Source organism: Mesorhizobium sp. WSM4837, from assembly GCF_055811435.1.
In genome coordinates this window covers 1-7,319 of sequence record NZ_JBVVQE010000131.1, presented here as the reverse complement: position 1 = coordinate 7,319, position 7,319 = coordinate 1, and the positions used below count along the sequence as shown (strand labels likewise).

Below are 7,319 nucleotides of genomic sequence, written 5' to 3'. Positions count from 1 at the left end.
CATCAGCTCGAAACGCTGCATCCCTCACCATTGCCGTCGCAGACAGGGCTCAAGCCGAATACCCCATCTAAACATCTCTAGATGATGACCCACGGGACGAAATCCCGAGGCGAGAGAGGCCGGCGCGACAATGCGCTTACAGCGCGTCAGATTTGATCAGACCCTCGCATCGCGAATTTCATCGAGGCCAGCGGTCTTAGACCGCGCTGAAGGCCGGACATATGACCGCTCATATCCCGCTGGATGAGTGAGATACCGAAACGATACGGACCGCCGACCACCTGCTAAAACCGCTTCGTGCGATGGCGAAAGGCCGGTGTCTGGGACCGGCTTCTCGATGCAGTGTCCGAGGCTTACGACAGCGACATCGTCATGATCGACTCTTCCTGTGTCCGCGTCCACCAGCACGCGGCCACGGGAAAAAGGGATCGAGACGATGGCGGCATGGGACGTTCCCGCGGCGGCTTGACCAGCAAGATCCACGCGCTTGTCGACGCCGAAGGCCGTCCCGTCCCCCTGCGTCTGACCGGCGGGCAGGTTGCCGACTGCAAAGAGGCCGAAGCCCTGCTTGACGCTCTCGGCGAGGGCGACATCCTGCTCGCCGACAAGGCCACGACAGGGCACGCGATCCGTGCCAGGGCGGCGGAGCGCAAGGCCTGGGCAAACATCCCGCCAAAGGCAAACCGCAAGGCACCTTCTCCTTCTCCGCCTAGGTTCATCGTCAGCGAAACCTCATGGATCGCTTCGTCAACCGGATCAAACACTTCCGGGCGACAAAGACCCGGCGAACTACCTCGCCGCCGTCAAGCTCGTCGCAACCCCATCTGGTGCCAAGCGTAATGGTGTCTACAGCCTAAGGTTCCGATCGACAAATGTCGCCGGTCTCGCGATAGTGGCGATACCAACTCGCCGAGGCAGACCCACGCGGTTCGGATGGTTTTTTGGATCACGAGGGGGGAACACCGGTCACGCTTAGCGGCTAGATCGTCGATCGGGGCCTCCTGCCGGCGTGAAATAGCTGTAACTCTAATCCACTGGACGCGGGGGGAGAATCGTGGCCTAGCTATTGCGCGGCTAGGGGCCAACAGAGAGGATGGAAATCGACAATGGCTGTGCATGTCGCAACCAGAGGGCAGAATGAGGACGCAGCGGACAAGATTGTTCAGCATGCTGGCATGCTCCCCGAAGATCCGCAGGCGCGGCGCCAGCAGATATACCCGCCGGACGCGCGTAAGAGCCTTCGGAACTTCGTGGTTCACGAGACTTCACGATTTAGCTCTATTCCCGAATTGACACTCAGGTTGATGTTCAACGCAGGGCAGGCTCCCAACCGTCGCGACCATACGCTTGCGCAGATCGACGAACTCCTAGAGGTGTTTGCGGCTCACCAGACGGCTAAGGCACTGCGATTTCTGCCGCATGGAGCATTGCAGGTCTTGGCCGTAGCAAATTTCAAGGGCGGCAGCCTTTAAGACGACGAGCGCGTACCTTGCGCACCGTCGCACGTTCAATGTCTATCTTGTTCTAGCCATAGATCTCGATCCGCAAGCATCGCTGTCCGTAATGTTTGGCGCACAGCGTGCAGGACGAGACGATCTATGCCGCCCTACGGTACGAGCACGGGCGTCGCCCCAATCGGAGAATATTCGACCAACCGTATTTCACGGCCATAGACCTCATCCCCGGAAGTATCGAGAGGAGATTTGGACGCTATCTTGGTGAGCGCTTTCGCTTTGCCAAAAGCTAGAGGGCGCAACTATGACGGGACACATAGCTACGACGCCCTTTGGGCGGCGAACAATGACGCTTGCCCAAATTGCAAGCCAGATGAAGGCAAGAGCGGCACCGAAGGATGCCGCCGTTCACAAGTGGCAGACGTTTCAGCACATCAGAGAGGCCCGCGATCTGCTCGGGGTCACTGATCGCGCGATGGCGATTCTAAACGCGTTGCTGTCCTTCCACAAGGAGACGGTTCTCACAGGTGATGGCGATCTTATTGTCTGGCCGTCGAACGAGCAGCTGATGGCGCGTGCCAATGGCATGCCGCCTACAACCCTTCGCCGGCATCTCGCCATTCTGGTCGAATACGGTCTGATCATCCGCAGGGACAGCCCAAACGGGAAGCGATATGCAAGGAAAAGTCGGAGAGGCGAGATCGAGCAGGCCTTCGGCTTCGATCTGTCGCCGATCGTGGCGCGGGCAGCCGAGTTCACTCGCCTGGCGGGCGCCGTCCAGGCCGAGAAGCACGCATTCCGTCTTGCGAAGGAACGACTGACGCTGCTGCGCCGCGACATCGTCAAGCTGATCGATACAGGCATCGAGGAAGGCGTACCATGCAATTGGGGAGGGGTGCAGCAGAGATATCAGGCCATTGTCAGCAGCCTGCCGCGCGTGGCCCCACGCCAACTCGTCGAGAGCATCTGTGAAGAGCTCGAGGTGCTATGGCGTGATATCCGTGAGGTGTTGGAATCCTTTGTGGATTCACGGAATACGGACGCCAATGAGTCCCATTCCGGTTGCAACATACAGAATTCAAGCTCAGATTCTGAATTTGAAAGCGGTCCAGGAGAGAGAGAGAGGAAGCGGGACGGAGCGCCGAGAATGCCGACAAACGGGGGAGCCAGACGGAGCGGGATATCCCATTTGGGGTAGTGCTGTCCGCCTGCCCGAACATGCGGGAACTCGCCCAGAGCGGCGAGCTTGTCAACTGGCGGGATTTTGTCGCCGTGGCCGAGCTTGTCCGGCCCATGTTGGGGATCAGCCCGAGCGCCTGGCGGGAGGCGTGCGAGGTTCTTGGCGAACGCCAGGCGGCGATCACGCTGGCAGCGATCTATCAGCGCGCCGATCAGATCAACAGCGCAGGCGGTTATTTGCGTAGCCTGACGGGCCGCGCTCGGGACGGGAAATTTTCGACTTGGCCGATGGTCATGGCGCTCTTGCGCGCCACACTTGATGCCGAAAAGACGCTTCCGGAAACCTCTGGCGGGCCGCCTGGCGATGGCGATCGGAAGGAGGGGCTCGCGGTCTCGGAAACGCTTCTGCGTAGCCTGCGCAGACCGAAATCATGATGCTGGATGGTATCACAATGCGATGACGTCCTGCCCAAGGCGCCGCCGCAAGTTGGGCGAAGACGCGATGAGCAGGATCGTGTGGGGCAGCATCGGCAACCGCACGTCGAGATAAAAAACCCGGGCACTAGGCTGGTCGAGACGCGATAGTATCGCGAGGGTCTTCATGCCCCAACGGGCGAGTTCTCGCGGCCCGGTAAGACAAGTTTTTGATCGGCGATACAAGCTGCTGCAGGAGATTAACAACAAGAATGTCGCGTCGCGCGTTTTCGACGTGTTCACTTATTCAGTTTCCCTGCATAGTGATTGCCGGCGTGTAGCCGACGACGGAGGACGAGCGGAAGAGCTTCGAGCTCTACCGGCACAACCTAAGCGATGTCATCGTTATCACTTTCGATAGTTGCTCGCGAACCTGCGATCGTTGCACGCGTCCTGACAAATTTTCCGGAGCCGATAATCCAGGTGCAATCATTCGAGAAGACGACGTCTTCTAGGCGAAGCCCACCTTCGCTTTTACCATCACTACGACGACGAGGTCGACAATCCGGCCATCCGGTCGCTATCTTCAGTTCTGACTCGGCACCGTCGCGCTGGAGGGTGGCCAAGTGAACACGAAAGATGCGGACGATCACCGCGCGCGATCACTCATGATCGTTGTTGACCGCCGACCTCGCGAATGTCGGCTTCGACGAAACACCGGTAGCTCTCGGCAAATTTAAACAATTGCCGTTTGAAGATGATGATTTCATGGTCGAGGCTCGGCCCGTCAGGATCGGTGTGGTAGGCAGTGAGCTGATAGTCACATTCGCCAAGCGGCACCATGGCGTAATCGCGTGTCAGCACCGCTTCGATCTCTTCGCGTGCAGGCGTTCTGCCACGGCCTCTTTTGCTGAAATTCTATCGTTGGACGCAGCGTCACCGTGACAAACGGCGGCTTGTCCGGCAGCTCCGTCGGTGTGTGCAACGTGCCGAGCGCGCGATAGACGCATCCAGCGAGGCGTGCCTCTCTCATGTTCCGATGATTACCTTCCATGCGTGATCGGCCTTCGACCCAAGCGGAGCGGCATCGTCTCGCGTAACGACGATACTCATATTGCCTTCGGGACAGGGAACACACTCGTCCTCCGCGAACATCCACCTTTCGAAGCTCAATCCCGCACCCTGCATGACGCCTGTCTACACTTCAGACCCCGCATTGCCGCGACGCCCGCAAGACTCGATCCCGGATTGCCCGCTGCGCTTTGGCCGGATGGGACTTGCACCCAGAAGCAAGCATCAGCTTGCTGATGCGCCGTTCCGCGGCGGATAATGGTCCGGCAGAATCCCCCGATTTCACCGATGCCGCTGACACCGAGCAGTTCGGACCTTTCGTCTACCCTCGGTGATTGCCTCCCAAAGCAAATGCGGGCTTTCCGAGCGCCCAGACGAGTTTTCCGTTTGAAGGCAGGGCGCTTTAACAATACGGAATGCAAGTGTCGATTTGAGTTGAGATGCAGACGTATATTATTCGATTAGTTAAACAGAGTGGTACAGAACGTCGACACGAAACGCAGACAGCAATTAAAACAAAAACGCGTAACGGCACCATACATCTCGAAAGAGGGCAAGATCGAAAAACCTTGTGAATGCCGTCCAATAAGGAAGAACGAACGGTGGTTTGCGGTGTTTGTAATCGGTGGTCGGCGGTGTTTGTAAATGTCGCCACGTTTTAGCGGAAACTTCCGGACTGGGCGAAAGACTCGCTCGAGGTCGAGTTGGAGGTTTGCCAACACGCGTGCACGCGGCCACTTGTGGCGGGAAACTCGTTTTCTTCCACACCGGCGTAAGCTGCTATGTGCAGTGTCAGATCAGGCATAGAGATTGCGTGGCCCAAAATCGAGGCGACATTTGCACCGTTTCAACAATAGAGTATCTTCTTAATAGGAGAAGAGATGGGTATCGTTAAAGCAAGTATGGGTGTATAATGAGAAAACACGAATGACGTGTTTCACCCACCAGTTGCCGGCCTGTCGCGAATGCAGCATTTATTCATCTGGAACGTGTATCAGTCCAAAAATGATAAAAGATAGACGTAAAAACCAGCATGGGCTTTTGATTGAATACGGTAAATGTTACAACAATATGACTGTAGCAACAACACAGATAACTAAAGCGGAAACGACAATGAAACACGACAACAAACAAACACGACAGAAGCAAATAGAAGTCACCGATCGGAACGTATTTCTACGAGAGTCCATGGCCAACATTAGCGGATTTTCGCGAGAGTGACACCACTAGTCCCAACCAGATGCGATCGGCCAGTCGGTGGCGGGCATAGCCGGGGGCCAAATCATCTGTCCATGGGCCACGATGTCGAACCCTCCTCTTGTCGTATCGCGGATCCATAAATCATCGTCTTGGTAACTGAAGCGGTCGGTCCGAGCGATGGCGAGGAAATGCTGAATTTCTTCGCGCTGGACGTTAGTGCACCATCGCCGGTGGTACTTACCCGTTACAGATGTAGCAGAAATGACGCCATCGTATGGCGGGAAGTTCATCGCCATCATCACCCCGGGGAAATATTTAGTTGGGACTTCTTCGAAACTCCTGTTGTCAACACAAGATTGTGCAAGGAGGGTAGGCAAAAAGACATACACGAGGGGGGGATGTGAAGCATCAGTCGAGAGGGCATCAACCTCGATAGCCTCATTAGGGCCAATGAGTGGAGACTGGGTCATACAGGGTTCCGTTTCGAACGCCCCAAAAGCCCTTGGAGGAAGGCCTGAAGCTTGTTCATAAGCCCGCGCCTCAGCCACCCACTTGCGCTGAGTTCGCTGGAGCCGCTTGAGGTAATCACGGTACTTTTTGACAGCCTTCTTGAGGCTCTTGCGCAGATTGTCTCCGGTTTTGCCCGTTAGGCAGAGGCTGTCAAATTGGGGGCGAACGTAGGCTGGATAGTTGTCTGCCATGGTGAAGGTTATGATGGAACTGTATGAGTGACTCGGTTATATAGAGGTTTGTCTACGAGGTGATGAGTTTGTAATCTGCGATGTGCACAGTTGTTGCCGTTTGGGTGCAATAAAGGGGCATTTGTGGGATGTGTCTCTTTAAGTCGCGTATAGGTTCTGCTTCTGTGCAACCGCTGGCCCTCGCAATAGTCAAGGGACGCAACTTTAGGGAGCTGAACAGGCCTGCCCCTTGCTAAGTCAATAACACCTCACGTTCGTTACAAGAGCAAGTTACCACTACGAATTCTGGAAAAGCCAGATGCCGCCATCGGACAACAATTACTAAAAATGACAGGGACCTGTTGATACGTTGGTACCGACAGCCCAGTTCCGGGGAACATCACATCCTCAATGGTGGCATTTGATCATTGCGACCGTGATCGCCATCGACAGTGCTGGCACGGTCATCGCGCCAATGTGCCTCGATTGCCTTTGAGGCCGAAGATGTAGTCGGCCTTCTTGTCCAGGACCTTCTGGGCGATGCCACGCTGGCAGCCCATGGCATCGATCGTCACGACGGCCCCTTCGATGGCCAGCATGTCCAGAAGCCTGGGAATGGCGAGGATCTCATTGGCCTTATCCGCCACCTTGACCTGCCCCAGCATCAGGCGCTGGCGGGCGGCAAAGGCGGAAGCCATGTGGATGGGCTCCTCGCTGGCCCTGGACCCCTTGGAGCGGCGCACTGACTTGCCATTTATGGCAACGACGCCTTCCGGCACGCCCGTCAGCGACGCCACCCACTTTCGACCTGAGACCCTGATCTCCTCCGGTGAGAGGCAGAGTCCTGGGTTTCGTTTGTGGCCTCATGCGGCCTGTTTTTCCAGTGTGGATTTCATTGCGAACTCGGCTGGCGGCATGTTGCCGAGGGCCGAGTGGGGTCTGTGGTGGTTGTACAACTCCGCGACGGAACACCCACGGGACCGACCGACGTGAGCTTCTTTATCCATGGCATGCCTGGGCTGAGCGGCAAGTCTTTATCCATGAAGTGATCGAGAAGGGTCGCGTCGGTCTTTCGCTGCAGCATTTCCGGCCAGGTATTTGATCGATGGTTGGAGATTCCGGCGTGGATGTTCGATCGGGGCGCCAGCGCGAGCTGGCGTATCACTACTGCTGCGCATGTCGACCTTGCCGCGCTTGGCGCCCTGGCGACACTGCTCCGGGACACGGGTGCCCCATCGCAATGGCAGGAGATGGGCGCAGCATTGGGCTCTCACGACGCGAATCGGGGAGATGTCCATGCCGCGCCAGCCCACGACATACC

4 protein-coding genes and 3 pseudogenes are annotated in these 7,319 nt (G+C 56.9%); 4 read left to right on the top strand and 3 right to left on the bottom strand.

What is annotated here, in order from left to right:
• Positions 1 to 234: 234 nt before the first annotated feature.
• The 3 genes and pseudogenes from AC0L3D_RS35510 to repC all read left to right on the top strand — a co-directional run.
• Positions 235 to 840, top strand: a pseudogene (locus tag AC0L3D_RS35510) (IS5 family transposase); the annotation flags it as partial.
• A gap of 266 nt (positions 841 to 1,106) precedes the next feature.
• On the top strand, positions 1,107 to 1,472 hold the full coding sequence (locus AC0L3D_RS35505) for a hypothetical protein (RefSeq protein WP_473647402.1): 366 nt from the start codon (positions 1,107 to 1,109) through the stop codon (positions 1,470 to 1,472).
• Positions 1,473 to 1,758: 286 nt separating this feature from the next.
• Positions 1,759 to 3,068 (top strand): annotated as a pseudogene (repC, locus tag AC0L3D_RS35500) (plasmid replication protein RepC).
• A 645-nt stretch (positions 3,069 to 3,713) separates the two neighbouring features.
• On the opposite strand, the gene AC0L3D_RS35495 reads toward repC, so the two are convergent.
• From AC0L3D_RS35495 to AC0L3D_RS35485, 3 genes and pseudogenes are all read right to left on the bottom strand, one after another.
• On the bottom strand, positions 3,714 to 3,911 hold the full coding sequence (locus AC0L3D_RS35495) for a hypothetical protein (protein WP_473647401.1): 198 nt from the start codon (positions 3,909 to 3,911) through the stop codon (positions 3,714 to 3,716).
• A gap of 1,433 nt (positions 3,912 to 5,344) precedes the next feature.
• Positions 5,345 to 6,019 (bottom strand): RolB family protein, encoded by a 675-nt coding sequence (locus AC0L3D_RS35490; RefSeq protein ID WP_473647400.1) that lies wholly within the window; start codon positions 6,017 to 6,019, stop codon positions 5,345 to 5,347.
• Positions 6,020 to 6,462: 443 nt separating this feature from the next.
• Positions 6,463 to 6,822, bottom strand: a pseudogene (locus AC0L3D_RS35485) (ISAs1 family transposase); the annotation flags it as partial.
• A gap of 303 nt (positions 6,823 to 7,125) precedes the next feature.
• Here AC0L3D_RS35485 and AC0L3D_RS35480 point away from each other — a divergent pair.
• Positions 7,126 to 7,319, top strand: a 194-nt coding sequence (locus AC0L3D_RS35480; protein ID WP_473647399.1) for a hypothetical protein, incomplete at its 3' end; no start/stop codon positions are given.